Below are 12,852 nucleotides of genomic sequence, written 5' to 3' on the forward strand. Positions count from 1 at the left end.
GGGGATTCGAGGTCTAGAGGTAGGTTCTACAGCATCTGCGGATCGGTTCGCGGGAAAACGAAGAAAGTGCGTAGCGGGGGCGGTACCGTGCCGTCCCTCTCGTATTGCACCAACGGGGCTCACCCACCGCAAGGCCGACCCTGCGATTCGGGTGGCCTACTTAGGTCGCCCGGAGCGGTGAACTCCCCGGCTGGCGGAAACGTCAACCTAATGCTGGTCTTGTCGGTTATCGTCGGCCCGAAACGGGCCCGTGGTCCCCGACGAACGTCCCATTCGGCTCACGTGTCCCCCCGGCCCACCTGGAGGCGTCCCCCGTGCGTACTGCTCGGTTCATCGGAAGCTGGGCGGCAGGGCTCATCGCCCTGACCCTGGCCGTGACCCTGTTCGTCCAATGGCTGCAGTTCGCCCTCGCGGCGGCGGGCGGCGGCCCGGCACCGCTGTTCCTGTGGATGGCCTTCGGAGTGAACCTCCTGGTGTGGAGCGCCGTCGGGGTGCTCCGCCTGGGCGACGACGCGGCACGCGGCGTCGCCGCGCGGCGGGCGCTGCGGCGCGGCCGTCCGGGCCGCCGCCGCTCGGCCCTCGGCGCGACCGAAAACCGCCGGGAGGAGCAGCGGGTGCTGGTCCGCGCCCGGCCCGCCGAAGGGGCCGCCGACGGAGGGGCGGCGGCCGGTTCCGGCCTCGCGGAGGGGTCCCCCGGCGGCCCGGCGGGCGCCGTGGAGCCCGCCGGGGCCCACACACCGGGGGCGGGCGGGACCCCCACCGCGACCGCCGCCGACCCCGACCGGCTCACCCTGGCGGTGATCATCCCCGCGCACAACGAGGAGCCGGTGATCGACGGCGCCATCGCCTCGGCGCTGCGGCTGTTCAACCGGTGGGACATCTACGTGGTCTCGGACAGCTCCCGCGACGCCACCGCCGACATCGCCGCCGAGACCGGTGTCAACGTGCTGGAGCTGCTGACCAACCGGGGCAAGGCCGGGGCGATCGAGGCGGTCATCGAGGAGTTCGACCTGACCGGCGGCTACGACGGGGTGGTCATCCTCGACGCCGACACCGAGCTGGACGAGCGGTACGTCGAGGGGGCGCGGCGCCAGCTGGCCGACCCGTCGGTGGCGGCGGTCGCCGGGTTCGTCGTGGCCGAGTGGAAGCCGTGGGAGCGGACCATGGTCGGGCGGCTCATCTCCGCCTACCGGGACCGGCTCTACTGGATGCTGCAGTACCTGCTGCGGTTCGGGCAGACGTGGCGGTACACCAGCACCACGTTCATCGTCCCCGGGTTCGCCAGCGCCTACCGCTCCAGCGTGCTGCGGCGGCTCGACATCAACCCCAAGGGGCTGGTGATCGAGGACTTCAACATGACCTTCGACGTGCACCACAAGCGGCTGGGGCGCATCTCGATGCGGCCCGACACCAAGGCCTACTGCCAGGACCCCTTCACCCTGGGGGACTACGTCAAGCAGGTGCGGCGGTGGACGCTGGGGTTCTGGCAGACGGTGCGGCGGCACGGGGTGTGGCCGAGCCTGTTCTGGTTCGCGCTGTTCTTCTACATCCTGGAGGTCCTGCTGGTCGCGGTCACCCTGATCGGGACCGCGCTGCTGGCGGTGTTCATGGTGCTGCCGGCGGTCACGGGCGGGGCGGTGCTCTCGGCCGGGTGGTACGCCGCGGCCTACGGGGCGGTGGGCGCGGTGCTGCCGCTGACCGCGATCGCGATCGGGCTGTTCGTCCCCGACTACGTGCTCACGTGCGTGATGGCCACCATCCGGCGGCGGCCCAGCTACCTGCTGTACGGGCTGTTCTTCCTGCCGATGCGGCTGATCGACTCCTACCTGACGCTGCGGACCATCCCGCAGGCCTGGACGGCGTCGTCGGACGGCCGGTGGAAGAGCCCCACGCGGGCGGCGGGCCGGCTGTAGTGCGGGTCGCACCCCCTGCGACCTGCGCGGCCGAGGGTGACCAACCCCGCGCGGGAGGGGTGCGATACAGCATTTAGGGTCGAAGGGCAAGAGGGGGTCCGGGGGCGGCCGTGCAGGGCCGCCCCCGGACCCGCCTTACCGTCCGAGCACACGAGGTGCCCTGTGGATTCCAAGAGCCTCCCCTTCACGCTGTACCGCGTGCTGAGCTACATCACCGGTATCGCCCTGATCCTCCTCACCTTCGTCGCCCTGCCGGCGAAGTACATGGTCGGTGAGGCGTCGGCGCTGGCGCTGGTGCCCGCCCCGGCGGGGATGGAGCACCTCTTCGGGCCGGAGTCGGTGCTGATGCTGTTCATCGCCGTCCCGCACGGCTACATCTACATGGCCTACGTGCTGGTGGTGATCTGGCTGGCGCTGGGCCGGCGCTGGAGCGCGGGCAGGACCGTCGGCGTGGCGCTGGCCGGGACCATCCCGTTCGTGGGGATGGTCGTCGAGCACCGGCTGGCCAAGGCGGAGAAGGCGCGGATGGAGGCCGAGGCGGCCGGGGCTCAGGGGGCGGCGGCCGGGGCCTGAGGCTCCGGGGCGCGGTCCCCGCCGTCCTCCCCGTCCCCTGTGCCGTCCCCGTCGGAGGACGCGTCCTCCAGCTCCCGGCGTATCAGGGAGATCCAGAAGACGATGACGGCGCCGCCGAAGACCGCCCACTGGGCGGCGTAGCTGACGTTCTTCCAGTTCCAGGTGATGCCCTGCTCGGGGGCGGGCGGCGGGGCGGGGCTCATGGCGATCCCGCCCGCGGGCGGGGCCCCGTCGGAGGGCTCCTGGCCGCCGAGGACGATGTAGCCCTCATAGAGCCGGTAGGGCCACTCGTTCACCAGGACCGAGGGGGCGATCCGCTCGATGTGCCCCGCGGGCACGTCCATCCGGACGATGCCCTCCTCGTTCTTCTGCGGGGGCTGGAGCCAGCCGGTGACGGTGACCTCGCCCTCGGGCACCGGGGCGAGGCGGTCGACGGCGCCCTCCTGCTCGGCCTCGTCGGCGGGGATCCAGCCGCGGTTGACGGCGACGGCGGTGTCGTCGCCGGTCACCAGGGGTGCGATCACGTAGTAGCCGAACGCGCCGGGGTCCTCGGCGTCGGCGCCGTTCTCGTAGCCGGGGGCGAGCAGCGGCGCGGTGTCGGCGAAGGTGCCGGTCGCGGTGACGGCGGTGTTGCCGAGGGACTCGGGCATGTAGTCGGTGGGGCCGACGACCGAGTCGAGCTCCTGGGCCCCGGCCAGCTCCTCGGCCGGGTTGACGACCTCCCCGCGGTCGGGCTGCTGGGCCCGCTCGAACTGCCAGTAGCCCGCGGCCATGCAGACCGCGAAGGCCAGGAGCGCGAGCAGGTGGAGCCCGATCCACCTGGGCGTGAACAGTCGGAATCGCACGTTCCCCAGGCTATGTCCGCCCGGGAGGGGCCCGCCCCCGGCCCCCGGTCGGGAGCGGCGCGGGGGGACCCCTGTCCGCTTGGTCCCGAGTAGAGGCATCGATGGCGATTACTTTAAGTAATTTTCTGTGACGGAGGGTTGTTGAAGGCGGGTGACGTGGGTAATCTATGTACCAGCGCGGGAGGGAAATCACCGAAAACGCGCTTCGCGAGCTTTACAGGCCGCGACTCCAGGGGGGAGGAGTCGCCGGCCGTTCCCAGGCGAGGGCCGCCTCCGTGATTTTGAGGGGGGACACGGAGGCGGCCCTCGCATTTTCCTGTGTAGGGGTGGTCCAGCGGCCGACAGGGCGACGAGGGCGGCGGTTCCACCACCCGATCCGCCTTTCGATGGTCGAACCACCACCCCGGACGCCCCGGAGCGAGAAGGCCCGCCCGCCGAACGCCGCCCGACGGCACGCCGACCGCTACACCGGGGACCACGCACCGTCAATGAGAGGGGTGGGGTCGCTGCGGCATCCCCACCACGCGGTCCGAGACCGCCTCGCGGACCCACTCGCCGACAGGAGCGCGGGGCGATCCGTCCCAACGCGTGGGTCATTGCCGCATCCCCACCGCGCGCCGCTCGGGTCAATGCTGCTTGGCGGGCCCACCCCACCCCCTTGGTGCGGCGCCAGGTCGCTTGTCTCCTCACCGAGCTTCTGGGGAGGCGGTGCGGCGATCGGTCCTCCGCCCTCGAAACGTCGGCTATGGCTGTTCCAGTAGTCCGAGGGCGACCCTCCGCACATCTGCAAGGCCACGGCGTTCACGTCCGAAGGCGATCGCATTGGTCAGCAGGACCAAGTACCGCCCTGTATCCGGGTGCAAGAACAAGCTCGTACCGGTGAACCCGTGGTGGTAGACGACGCCCCCGTCGCGGATGAGCCACGCGAGTCCGCGGTGGGTGAGTTCGTCCACCCTTGTCATCGGGTGCCAGGATTCGCGTACGAACGCGCCGACCGGCGCCTCCTCGGATCGGGCTCGAATGATGGCGCTCGTGTAGTCGGCGAGCCCTTCGGCAGTGGCGAACACCCCTGCGTGGCCCGCCATGCCCCCCAAAAGAGCGGCGTTCTCGTCGTGCACGGTGCCGTGGACCGGATGAGCGCCGCCGATCCGCCGCTCGGTGGGCGCCACCTGGGCGCTGCGTGTGAAAGGACCGTAGCCGATCCCGGCCACGCCGACCGTGCTCATGTGCGCGTCGAGAAGGCGACCGAGGGGCTCCCCGCGTAGACGTTCGAGCATCAGGCCCGCGAGTATGAACCCGCGATTGATATAGCGCTGCTCACCGACCGTTCCCAGCGGCTCGGCGAGTATGGCTTCGGCGATGTACCGCTCATCGCCGATGTACCGGTCGAGCCGGGTCGACGGCATGAGTCCCGAGGTGTGCGTGAGGATCTGGCGCATTGTGGCCTTGAGGCCGGGATGCGACTGTGGGGCGAGGTCGGGGAAGTATTTGGCCAGCGGCGCATCGAGGCCGACCAGCCCATCGGCAACGGCGCGTCCGACGAGCGGCCATGTCGCCACGACTTTGGTCAGGCTGGCGATGTCGTAGTAGGTCTCGGGCGTGGCCGGATGCTCCCCGTCGACGCCGGTCGTTCCGACCGCGACGAGAGCACGGTCGTCGGGGGCCCCGATCGCCGCGGCCGCGCCGGGGGTCAGGCGATCGGTGACCATGTCCTCAAGGGCGTGCTTCAGCGTGTCGCTCGCTGAGTTCACCCATGGGTCGCTCAAAGCTCCTCCTGGCTGTGCTCCATGACGGCGGCGCCGAGCGAGCGCAGGGTGCCCGGCAGGTTCTCGTAGCCGCGGTATAGGTGTTCGACCCCGGCCAGTTCGGTTCTCCCGCTCGCTGCGAGCGCGGCGAGCACCAGCGCCGCGGCGGCGCGGATATCGGTTCCACGAACGGTAGCGCCGGACAGCGTGCGCGGACCGACGATCGTCAGATGATCGCCGACTGCTCGTATGTCGGCGCCCATGGAGGCGAGACCGGGAATATGTGTCGCCCTGCGGGAGTAGACCCGCTCGGCCACCTTCGAGGTGCCCGGCGCCTGCGTGAGCAGGGCGCACAACTGCGGTTGCAGGTCGGTCGGGTATTCGGGGTGCGGCCCGGTCTCGAACTCCACCGGGGCCGGCTCCGAACGCGTTGCGCGGATGCCGTGGGGCACTTGAGCGAGGTCGAGTCCTGCGGTTGCGGCGACCTTGAGGAAGCCGGTGGGGAAGTCGCTCAATGCGACCCCGGCAAGATCGATCCGGCCTTCGGTCATCGCCGCGGCGATCGCGTACGTTCCGGCGACCATTCGGTCCGGTGGCACCGTGTACGTCGCGCCGTTCGCAGGGGGCCGCCCTTCGACCTCCAATGTGCTCGTCCCCTCCCAGGACACCGGCACGCCGAGGCACCGCAACAGGCCAACGGTGTGTTCGACCTCCGGTTCGACACTGGCGCCGGAGATACGGGATGCGCCCGAGGCCATCGCCCCGAGGAGAAGGGCGGAGATGGTCGCCCCGAGACTCGGACCATGGCCATCGGTCGAGGCGTCGAACGTGAAGCCGGCGAGTCGGCGTGCCCGCGCATGCACGAAGCCGTCCGAGACACGGATCTCAGCGCCGACCGCCTGCATCGCTGCCAGATGGCGGTCGATCAGCCGCTCGGCGAAAGCGTCCCCTCCAGGGAAGGGAAAAGTGACCGCGCCGGTGCGGGCGAGCACCGCGGCGCCGAAGCATGCCGTCGGGCGAATCAGGGTCCCGAGGCCGCCGGGGATCTCTGTCGTGCGTAGATCAGCGGCGTGTGTGGTCATGGCGGCGTCGGCGACCTCGGCGTGGGCGCCGAGCGCGCGGGCGATCTCCACACAGACACGAGTGTCAGTGATCGCGGGAGCGTTGCGCAGGCGAACGGGGCGGGACGCGAGCAGCGAAGCCGCGGCCAGGTGGAGGAAGACGTTCTTCGACCCTTGGACATGGATGCGCCCGGCGAGGCTGGTCTCCCCGGTGATGAGTAGGCGCCTCACATCCGTACCCGCGCTTCCGTCGGATACAGGCCCCCGAGCTGGCCGGTCGGATAGATGGTCACGTCCGGGCCGATCAACGTCCCAGGGGCGACCGAGGTCAGAGCGGGAAGCTGTACCCGGTCGCCGAGCACGGCGCCGAACTTGGTCTGACCGGTACCGACTCGGACACCGGACACGGTCACGAACAGTTCGTCTACCGCCGGTTCGACGACCGGCCGGTCGACGCGCAGGTTGGCGAGTACCGATGACGAGCCGACGTTGACCCGGCTGCCGATGATCGAGTCACCGACGAACACGAAGTGCATGGCACGGGTCTCGGCGAGAATCAGGCTTCGGGTGATCTCGCAGGCGTAACCGATCTTGCTGCCAGGGCCGATCACCGCGTGATCGCGGACCAGGCCGCGACCGACGTAGGCGCCTCGGCAGATCAGGGCCGGTCCGGTGATCACGGCTCCCGAGTCGACCACCGCGCCCGGTTCGACGATGACCGCTCCGTCGACCTCGGCGCGCGGATGGACGGTTCCCGACAGGTCCCGGCGGGCCGTGCTGAGCCAGTCACGCACTCCGGCCTTGACGTCGAAGACGGCTTCCGGCACGGGGAACGGGAGTGGGACACCGCTGGTGTCGCAGTAGTAGGACAGGTCGAGGAACTGGTTCGGGGACATGGTCGCTCCTTCAGGGGGTCGAGCGTCTTACCGAACTCGTCGTCGTAGTGCGGGCGGCTCATAGGTGAACTGACGGCCGGAGGGCGACCGTGCGCCGGCTTTCCGAGATCGGTGAAGCCGCACGGGCAGAGCGGCGGAACCGGACGCCCGTGCGGCTCGCTGCTACCTCGTGGGCCGTATGGCCGAGAGCGGCCCGGCAAAGCCGGGCGGAGGGTTCTTCATCTGGGCCTCAAGCCGTTCGGGGGTCGTCTCGTGCAGCGTCGGCACCGCACCGGGCACGCCGATGTTGGTCGCCACCCACGCGGCCGGGCGCCCCTGGTCGTCACGCGACCGCCATACGCGCCAGCGGCCGTCAAAGGTGGTGTTGAGCCGCTTCCGCGTGGCCTCGTGTGCTTCCTCGACCGCGTTCATCGAACGCTCACCACGACGCCGCGCGGGCGGGGGCGATTGGTGCGTTGCCAGGCGAACAGGGCGAGGGCGTCGACCGTTGGCCGCTTGTGGAGGCCGACCGCGTCCATCGCGTAGAAGTGGCCGGAGGTCTCCCCGAACCAGATCACCATGTGCGGGTACCGGGCTTGCAGTTGCGCCGCTGCGGCATGGTCGGCGGCGTGCTCCGGCGAGCGGCCCCACAGTGTCGCGGTGCGGTCTTCATTCCGATTAGTCTCTGCCATGTCGTCAGCTCCCTGAAGCTGGTGGCCATGCCCCCGGACGCCTGCACGCGTCGCGGGGGTCTGCTCTATCGTGGTGATGACGCTACGGACTGGTACCTGTGAGCTGAACTGACTGCGGGTACGAGTGCCGATGCCCTTCACACCCCCGGGAGAGCGGTGATGGCGAAGGCCGCGCGCGCAACCCTGACCTGTGGTCAGGGTGGGCGGAAAGGCGGGGACGGCGACCGCGAGGGACGCGTCTCCGGCTACGTCCTCAAGGTGGTTCGGCGAGCTGTGTCGTTGACTCAAGAGCAGTTCGCCGAACGCTTGGGAGTGGACGTCACCACCGTGCAGGGATGGGAGAGTGGGCGACGCCCTCTAATGGCGGTCACAGCGGGTACCTACCTGCGGTTGCGTCGCTCCCTGTTGGGTCTGGGGGCGCCCCCGCCCCTGCTCGGACAGCTCGACAGTGCCATGGAGGCCGACCGCTTCATCGGTTACGCGCTCGCCTGCGAGGGCCCTGGCGACAACGAAGTGCACCCGCTTGCGACCTGGGTAATCGATCGGCCATTCACTGATCTGGTGGGCTGGGCCTTCACCGGGACTCGTCCGAGTGTGCTCATGGTGTACGCAGCGGAACAGCGGTACGGCCCGACGCCACCAGGACCGCAACTGGCGGTCGACGAGCGGAACCACATCATCGGACATCTGCGCGACGTCGCCGAGCAGGCCGCGCCGGACACCGAAACCGGGGCGCTTCTGCGGCGCCAAGCTCACTACGTCGCCGGCTTCGACGCCAGCCCCGAAACCGGCGAGTGGCTCGCGCTCATGCAGCACGACGACGAGCGTCGACTCCACTCCGGGCGTTGGACACCCTCATGGCCCGTCGTTCGGTCCGGTGCGCACACTCTCGCTCGCAAGGGCGACGGTGATGCGCTGTCCCGATTCATCGACGTGCACATCGAGACCGACGAGTGCGAGACGGCCAACCTCAACTACTGGGCGTACTGGCTGGGGGAGATCAGCGACCCGCAGGTGACGGACTCCTTCATGGTCGAACTCGACCTTGGGGCCTGGAGTGGAGACCGGATGCTCTCCCACCTCGTCACCAAGCTCGACGCGACCAACCCGTACATCGACGTCGTCGTTCACACGCTTTGGTCCCTGATCACTCGGAAACCTGAGGTGGTGAACCCTCGAAGTGCAGAAGCCGCCTCCGCCGCGGCTGCACGTCTTCTTGAGCAAGGCTCTGTGTCGCCGCAGGCAGTGAAGGAGCTGAACGAGGTCCTTTACGCTCTACGGATGATCCACCGCTGGTAGGAAGGGCCTCATGACTGACGAGCGCGACGCGCGGACGGTTGATTTCCTCTTCGAGATGGGCCTGTTGAAGAGGTACAAGCGCACCGGCTGGGTGATCGCCGGTGTCGCCTCCCCCGAGTCGATCGCCGACCACTCCCACCGCACGGCGATCACCGCGGCGGTGATCGCTTCCCTGGAGGGGGCCGACCCACAGCGCTCGGCGTTCCTCTCGCTGTTCCACGACACCCAGGAGTCGCGGGTCTCCGACATCCCGCACATCGGCAAGCGCTACCTGAAGGCGGCTCCGAACGAGGAGGTCACCGCGGACCAGACGGCGGGGATGCCGGCAGCGCTGGCCGAGGTGATCGAATCCGCCGTCGGAGAGTACGAGGCGAAGGAGTCGGCCGAGGCGGTCTGCGCCAAGGACGCCGACAAGCTGGAGTGCCTCATCCAGGCCGTGGAGTACCAGGAACAGGGCACCGACACCCGGGCGTGGATCGAGACGTCCATGGCGTCGCTGAAGACCGCCACGGCGAAGCGCCTCGCGGAGGCGGCGCTACAAGCGTCGTCGTTGCGCTGGATGCACCAGGCACGAAATTCCAAGCCGCAGCTCTGACCGCCCACGGGATCACTGTGGGAGGACGCGACGGGAGACAGCATGAGCAGGCGCCGCAATCCGGCTCGACCACGCGCGAGCTTCAAGGCAATCTGTACCGATAAAGATCAACACGCGCCTGCCGAGATCGCCGACTTGAGTGATCACAGGAACAGCCCTTCAGATGAGGATCTCCGCCGCCTCAACAAGAGGGTTGTGGAATCACTGGGCGGCGATGGCCTCGAGCCTTCGAAGATGGCGCCTGAAAAGGATCGCCGATCCGTGCTCAGCCGGGGGCGGAGCCAGCGCTCTACAGGGCGGCGCATGACTACGGTGACGCGTGCGCCGGTGTTCGTCCGGACTCCGGATGGCCGCCGCAAGGCGGTCTTGAAGTGCCCTAGGTGCCATCGATCAGCGCAGCTCAGGGAGGAGACCTTGGAGGACCTGATCGATGGTCTCCGTGCCAGTGCCCCGGCACGGAGGGGTCATCGGTTCGATATCTCTCGCCTGCCGTTCTAGACTCGGTCGTGAATAGCGGGTTGCCGCCGGTCCGAACGTGAGGGCCGCTCATTCTCGCGGGTACCGACGCTCTCAACGGAGCGTGAGTTTCTTGTGCCCGCTGGGAGTCTCACGTGGGTTGGCTTGGTCCTGTTCTCTCTGATCTGCTCCGCCTGATTGCGGTCGCTCTCGAAAGCTGGGCGCACACCGCACGACTGATCACGAACTTTGCTGCCATCGGCGGAATCGTCGTCGCCGTGGTGCTCGTGTTCCGGTTCTTCTAGTTGGTGAGGGCGTCCCGCAGCCTGGTGGGGCGCCCACTTTGTGATCCCGATTCGGATCCTTCGTGTGATCCTGTCGCCCGTGTACCCGGTTGTCGGAGGAAGGATCGGAACAGGACACGGATGGGCGATCACCTGGGCGTGCGGGCCTCTCCATGTCCGGCGAGGGGCGTAGTTTCCGCTGGGTACATCGGACACCGAGGCGGTCCTCGCAATCTCTTGCCCAGGCCTGGTCCAACTGCCGCCAGCTCCCTCCGGTCACGTCACCCGGTCGGCGCTCCGGTGGACAGGTCGGTCAGGACCGATCTCAGGTCGTCGACGGCCTGCGGGTCCAGGGAGTAGCAGATCTGGTTGCCCCGGCGGACGGTCGTGACCAGGTGGGCCTCGCGCAGCACCTTCAGGTGCTGGCTGATCGTCGGCTGGCTCACGTCGAAGACCTCGGCGAAGTCGCACGCGCACGTGTCGGGGGTGCGGGCCAGTTCCCGGAGGATGCCCAGGCGTACCGGGTGGCCCAACGCCCGGAACCGTTCCACGGCCAGGTCGGTCGGGGCGGGCGGTGCGGCGGCGGGAGAGGCGGCGGTCGGCGGCATGTTGACAGTGTATCGCCTCGGGTCTATATAGGGAGATAACTAAATAGGAGTTTCGCTATATACGGGAGGCGCGCCATGTCCGCACCGGTGAACGGGGTCAACGAACTCGTGCTCGAAGCCAAGGACCTGGAGGCGGCCGAGCGCTTCTACACGGAGGTCCTCGGCTTCCCGGTCATCGAGCGCTGGGAGGGGCCGCAGTGGAACGGCCGCAACGCCGTCTGGGTCCTCGCCGGCTGGACCCGCATCGGCCTCTGGGCTCCCCAGATCGGCATCTCTCGCGGCCGCGGCGGCCTGCACGTCCACTACGCGATCCACGTCGACCCCGCCGACTACGCCGGGATCGTCGAACGCGTCCGCGCCCACGGCCACACCGTCGACGAGGTCGAATTCGGCGGCCAGGCCCACTCCGCCTACGTCACCGACCCCGACGGCAACGTCGTGGAGTTCTGGGACTGGGACGCCCGCGACGGCAGCCCCGGCGCCCCGAAGGCCGTCACGGAGGGGATCTACGGGTTGTGAGCCGGGGGAGGGGACGACATCCTGAAGGCCGCCCCGAAGGGCCTCACTCCAGGTGCCCCCCGGCGAGGATGTCGTCCATCTCCTCGATCCCGTAGTTGTCCACGATGAGGATCTCCGACTCCGGCAGGAACCAGTACCGCTGGTCGTATCCCCGCATGAGCGGGCGCCCGTCCGCCGCCGTGCTGTTCTCCGGGTCGATGCACAGGGCCTCCACCTCGGCGTACGCCGCCTTCTTCGCGCCCACGGGGCGTGTCGTGTAGGCGGTGTCCTCCTCCGGCGGCGGGAACTCCGTCTCCCGCGTCTCCACACTCATCGGGCACGGCGCCGGGTTCGTCGACGGGTCGTAGGGGAACGCCGCACCGTCGGGGTCCAACGGCGCGCCGTGGCCCGCCTGGGAGATGGCCTTCGGACCGAGGACCTTGACGTGCGGGCACGGCGCGTCGTCCGCGTTCCCCCAGTTCAGCCTGTCGGCTTCGCACTCCCCGGGGACCAGCGCCTTCCACTCCTCGCTTCCCAGGTCCGTGTCGCCCGGGCTGCTGAAGTCGTCCTCCCGGGAGCGGACCTCCCAATCCTCGGGGACGGTCACCGTCAGCGCGCGGTACTCCACCTCCTGCCCGGCGGGAGGAGAGGGGGACGCGGAGGGGGACGATGAAGGAGTGGGAGACGCGGAACCCCCGCCTCCTCCGCCGGACGCGCCGCAACCGGCGGCGGTCGTCATCAGCGCGAACAGCAGTACGGCGGTGGCGGCCTGGGGACTTGGCATGGCGACCTTCGCGGGGGAGCAGGGGGCGGGGTGTGCGTGGGCCGCATTGTCCCGCACCGCCCGCTCCTACGTATAAGTACGCCTACTCATGTTCTTCCGCCCCCGCATGGCGGATGATCGGGGCATGGACGAGACCGCGAAGAGCGCCACCCCATCCACCGTCCTCGCGGCCGGTGCGCTTCTTCTGGGCGCCGGCCCCGCCGCCTGGTGGGCGGTCCGGACCCCGCCCGACGCCATCCCCGACGCCGACCACGCCATCGCCGCCCCGGCCCTGCCCGATGGCGCCGCCGCCGCGGTCGGGATCGCCGGCGCCGCCCTCGCCCTCGCCGGGCTGGCCCTGCTCATCCGCCTCGCCGCGACCGGCCGGATCGGCGCCCTCCACCTGTGCACCGCCCTGCTCTTGGCGCCCGTCCCCGCCATGGCCGGCGTCTGGTGGGCGGTCGCCACTGCCCCCGTGATCGGTGCCAACATAGGATTCGGCCTGGCCACCGTCGTGTTCCCGCCCATTGCGGCGGTCCTCCTCGCGGCGGCCCTCACCACCGGGCTCCTCGCGCGCCGCAAGCGCAGGGCGAGCCGTTCCGGAACCGTCCGCGCCGGCGACTGAAGCCGCCGACCACCCGCCCA

Annotated in this window: 15 protein-coding genes; 7 read left to right on the top strand and 8 right to left on the bottom strand. The window is 69.5% G+C overall.

The window, feature by feature from the left end; translation table 11 throughout:
* Positions 1–314: 314 nt before the first annotated feature.
* Both O4J56_RS03090 and O4J56_RS03095 read left to right on the top strand, forming a co-directional pair.
* Positions 315–1,913, top strand: coding sequence for a glycosyltransferase (locus tag O4J56_RS03090; RefSeq protein ID WP_270683517.1), 1,599 nt, complete (start codon positions 315–317; stop codon positions 1,911–1,913).
* A gap of 162 nt (positions 1,914–2,075) precedes the next feature.
* Entirely contained in the window at positions 2,076–2,486 is a 411-nt protein-coding gene (locus O4J56_RS03095) for a DUF3817 domain-containing protein (RefSeq protein WP_270683518.1), read from the top strand.
* On the opposite strand, the gene O4J56_RS03100 is transcribed toward O4J56_RS03095, so the two are convergent.
* The 6 genes from O4J56_RS03100 to O4J56_RS03125 all read right to left on the bottom strand — a co-directional run bounded on the left by O4J56_RS03100 (position 2,462) and on the right by O4J56_RS03125 (position 7,704).
* Positions 2,462–3,331 carry an SURF1 family protein gene (locus tag O4J56_RS03100; RefSeq protein WP_270683519.1) on the bottom strand — a complete coding sequence of 290 codons (870 nt, stop codon included), beginning with the start codon at positions 3,329–3,331 and terminating at the stop codon, positions 2,462–2,464. The two genes, O4J56_RS03095 and O4J56_RS03100, sit on opposite strands and share 25 nt — an antisense overlap.
* 743 nt (positions 3,332–4,074) lie before the next feature.
* Complete coding sequence (locus O4J56_RS03105) at positions 4,075–5,097, bottom strand: serine hydrolase domain-containing protein (RefSeq protein ID WP_270683520.1); 1,023 nt, start codon at positions 5,095–5,097, stop codon at positions 4,075–4,077.
* Positions 5,094–6,368 (bottom strand): UDP-N-acetylglucosamine 1-carboxyvinyltransferase, encoded by a 1,275-nt coding sequence (locus O4J56_RS03110; RefSeq protein WP_270683521.1) that lies wholly within the window; start codon positions 6,366–6,368, stop codon positions 5,094–5,096. Before O4J56_RS03110 ends, O4J56_RS03105 begins: the two co-directional genes overlap by 4 nt.
* Positions 6,365–7,033 (bottom strand): hypothetical protein, encoded by a 669-nt coding sequence (locus O4J56_RS03115; protein ID WP_270683522.1) that lies wholly within the window; start codon positions 7,031–7,033, stop codon positions 6,365–6,367. Before O4J56_RS03115 ends, O4J56_RS03110 begins: the two co-directional genes overlap by 4 nt.
* Before the next feature lie 162 nt (positions 7,034–7,195).
* Positions 7,196–7,444 carry a hypothetical protein gene (locus O4J56_RS03120; RefSeq protein ID WP_270683523.1) on the bottom strand — a complete coding sequence of 83 codons (249 nt, stop codon included), beginning with the start codon at positions 7,442–7,444 and terminating at the stop codon, positions 7,196–7,198.
* Positions 7,441–7,704: a hypothetical protein gene (locus tag O4J56_RS03125; RefSeq protein ID WP_270683524.1), complete on the bottom strand. Its 264-nt coding sequence runs from the start codon at positions 7,702–7,704 to the stop codon at positions 7,441–7,443. The genes O4J56_RS03120 and O4J56_RS03125 overlap by 4 nt, the downstream gene beginning before the upstream one ends.
* A gap of 159 nt (positions 7,705–7,863) precedes the next feature.
* Here O4J56_RS03125 and O4J56_RS03130 point away from each other — a divergent pair, with 159 nt between their 5' ends.
* From O4J56_RS03130 to O4J56_RS03140, 3 genes are all read left to right on the top strand, one after another.
* A complete protein-coding gene (locus O4J56_RS03130; RefSeq protein ID WP_270683525.1) occupies positions 7,864–9,003 on the top strand; it encodes a helix-turn-helix domain-containing protein in 1,140 nt (379 codons plus the stop codon).
* Positions 9,004–9,013: 10 nt separating this feature from the next.
* Complete coding sequence (locus O4J56_RS03135) at positions 9,014–9,598, top strand: HD domain-containing protein (RefSeq protein ID WP_270683526.1); 585 nt, start codon at positions 9,014–9,016, stop codon at positions 9,596–9,598.
* 611 nt (positions 9,599–10,209) lie between these two features.
* Positions 10,210–10,359 (top strand): hypothetical protein, encoded by a 150-nt coding sequence (locus O4J56_RS03140; protein ID WP_270683527.1) that lies wholly within the window; start codon positions 10,210–10,212, stop codon positions 10,357–10,359.
* 260 nt (positions 10,360–10,619) lie between these two features.
* On the opposite strand, the gene O4J56_RS03145 is transcribed toward O4J56_RS03140, so the two are convergent.
* Positions 10,620–10,946, bottom strand: a complete 327-nt coding sequence (locus tag O4J56_RS03145) for an ArsR/SmtB family transcription factor (RefSeq protein WP_270683528.1) — start codon at positions 10,944–10,946, stop codon at positions 10,620–10,622.
* A 75-nt stretch (positions 10,947–11,021) separates the two neighbouring features.
* On the opposite strand from O4J56_RS03145, the gene O4J56_RS03150 reads away from it, so the two are divergent.
* A complete protein-coding gene (locus O4J56_RS03150; RefSeq protein ID WP_270683529.1) occupies positions 11,022–11,465 on the top strand; it encodes a VOC family protein in 444 nt (147 codons plus the stop codon).
* Between the two features lie 43 nt (positions 11,466–11,508).
* Here the strand turns inward: O4J56_RS03150 and O4J56_RS03155 are convergent, their stop codons facing one another.
* The gene (locus O4J56_RS03155; RefSeq protein WP_270683530.1) at positions 11,509–12,228 is read right to left on the bottom strand and encodes a hypothetical protein; all 720 of its coding nucleotides are present in this window, start codon (positions 12,226–12,228) and stop codon (positions 11,509–11,511) included.
* A 124-nt stretch (positions 12,229–12,352) separates the two neighbouring features.
* Here O4J56_RS03155 and O4J56_RS03160 point away from each other — a divergent pair, with 124 nt between their 5' ends.
* Positions 12,353–12,832 carry a hypothetical protein gene (locus O4J56_RS03160; protein WP_270683531.1) on the top strand — a complete coding sequence of 160 codons (480 nt, stop codon included), beginning with the start codon at positions 12,353–12,355 and terminating at the stop codon, positions 12,830–12,832.
* Positions 12,833–12,852 lie beyond the last annotated feature (20 nt).

The sequence above is a fragment of the Nocardiopsis endophytica genome (genome assembly GCF_027706725.1).
GTDB lineage: Bacteria > Actinomycetota > Actinomycetes > Streptosporangiales > Streptosporangiaceae > Nocardiopsis_A > Nocardiopsis_A endophytica.